We start from the raw sequence: 1904 nt of genomic DNA on the forward strand, positions 1-1904 counted from the left end.
GCCTAAGGTTTGAAAAAGCTTGTAACAGACCTTCTGAAATTTGATAAATGAGTTTTTTAGGTTTTACACCAACGTCCATAGCTTTGAGTGCCGGGATGGTTGTTTGCTTCCAACTTTCAAACACCTCCAATACTTTTTGTGTGTACCCGGTAAATTCAGGTTGGTTAAATATGGTACTCTTTATTGCTGCCTTTTCAATGGCAAGCTGGCTGTACCCGTCACGCAGTGGGGTATAAAGTATTTTTCGTAATGATGGGTACACGTCCCAGTATTTGTTCATGGCCTCAATATCAGCGTTGGGGATGCCACCATTTAGGTGGGCATTAATATCCTGGATGTCTTCTTCTTCCTGGCTATCAATGTAACGGGGGATGTTGAGGTTGTATTCCTTTTCTTCAATTTCGGTAATGGGTACAATGCGGCTGTACTTGGGCTCCTCTATCTGTTTGTTAAAAGTATCCACAATTTTATGAATGTCCTGGTCGCGCAGGCGGTTCTTTGGACCATCCTTTACATAACCTTTACCGGCATCTATCATAAAGATAGCTTTGCGACTGCTTGCATTTTCCTTATCAATAACAATTAAACACGCTGGGATGCCGGTACCAAAAAATAAGTTAGCCGGTAAGCCAATGATCCCTTTAATATATCCTTTACGGATGAGGTTCTTGCGGATCTCAGCCTCAGCATTGCCGCGGAACAACACCCCATGTGGTAAAATTACAGCCGCCTTGCCCTTACTCTTTAATGAGCGGAGCATGTGGAGCAGGAATGCGTAATCACCATTTTTTTCTGGAGGGACACCGAACCCTTCAAAGCGGCCATAGTCATCATCGGTTTCGCTGGCCACCTTTAGCCCGTTACTCCAGTTTTTTGAAGAGAATGGTGGATTGGCTACTATAAAGTCAAATAATTTTAAGCTGCCATTTTCTTCTTTAAATTGAGGATCGGACAGGGTGCTGTTTCCAGTACACCTGATTAATGCAGTTGGGCAGTCATGCAGCACCATATTCATGCGGGCCAGGCCAGCTGTGGCACTTTCTTTTTCCTGGCCGTATATAGTGATCTTCCTTTCCGCTTCATCAGCTACCTTTAATAATAGGGACCCTGAGCCGCAGGTAGGATCATATATAGTAGTGTTTGAGCTTGTGTTTTCATTATTAATGCCGATGATCTTCGCCATAATACGGCTAACTTCTGCCGGGGTATAAAACTGGCCTTTGCTTTTGCCGCTTTCAGTAGCAAAGTTCCGCATCAGGTATTCATAGGCATCGCCTAAAATATCATCGCCTTCAGCTTTGTTGCTGCTAAAGTTGAGTTCAGGCTTTTCAAATATCGCTATCAGGTTGGTAAGCCGTTTTACTTTTTCATCCCCGGTACCCAACTTTTCAGGATTATCAAAATCTACCTTAATTGATCCCAGTGATTTGTTTGCCTGCTCAATAGGGGCAATGATGGTGGTGTTGATTCGCTCGCCTATATTAGGATTACCCTTTAAGGCAACCATATCTTTAAAGCTGGCGCCTTCCGGTACAGTAATAGGTGCGTAGGGGATGCCTGCATACTTATCGCTAATGTATTTGATAAAGAGCATGATCAATACATAGTCTTTATATTCACTTGCATCCATGCCACCGCGTAGTTCATCGCAGCTTGCCCAAATAGAAGAATAGAGTTCAGATTTTTTAACAGCCATTGGTTTTTAGTCAGTTTAGATCGGTGATAAAGCTTTATCCAGGATAGCCTGGAATAATAGTTCGATCAGATGCAATATTAGGGAATTTGTTGGTTAAATAGGGTGGTAAATACTACTGCTGTTATAAATTTTTGTAGTGGTTGGCATATAATTCAGGTAAAACAGATTGACATTGTTGACATAAACTTTGAATTTATAGAATAATTTA

The 1904-nt window shown here is 41.9% G+C and carries 1 protein-coding gene; it reads right to left on the reverse strand.

The window, feature by feature from the left end:
- Positions 1-1696: type I restriction-modification system subunit M (locus QZY09_RS04230; RefSeq protein ID WP_295668546.1), on the reverse strand; the 1696-nt coding region annotated here is incomplete at its 3' end.
- Positions 1697-1904 lie beyond the last annotated feature (208 nt).

It is taken from the genome of uncultured Mucilaginibacter sp., from assembly GCF_903913935.1.
Classification (GTDB): domain Bacteria; phylum Bacteroidota; class Bacteroidia; order Sphingobacteriales; family Sphingobacteriaceae; genus Mucilaginibacter.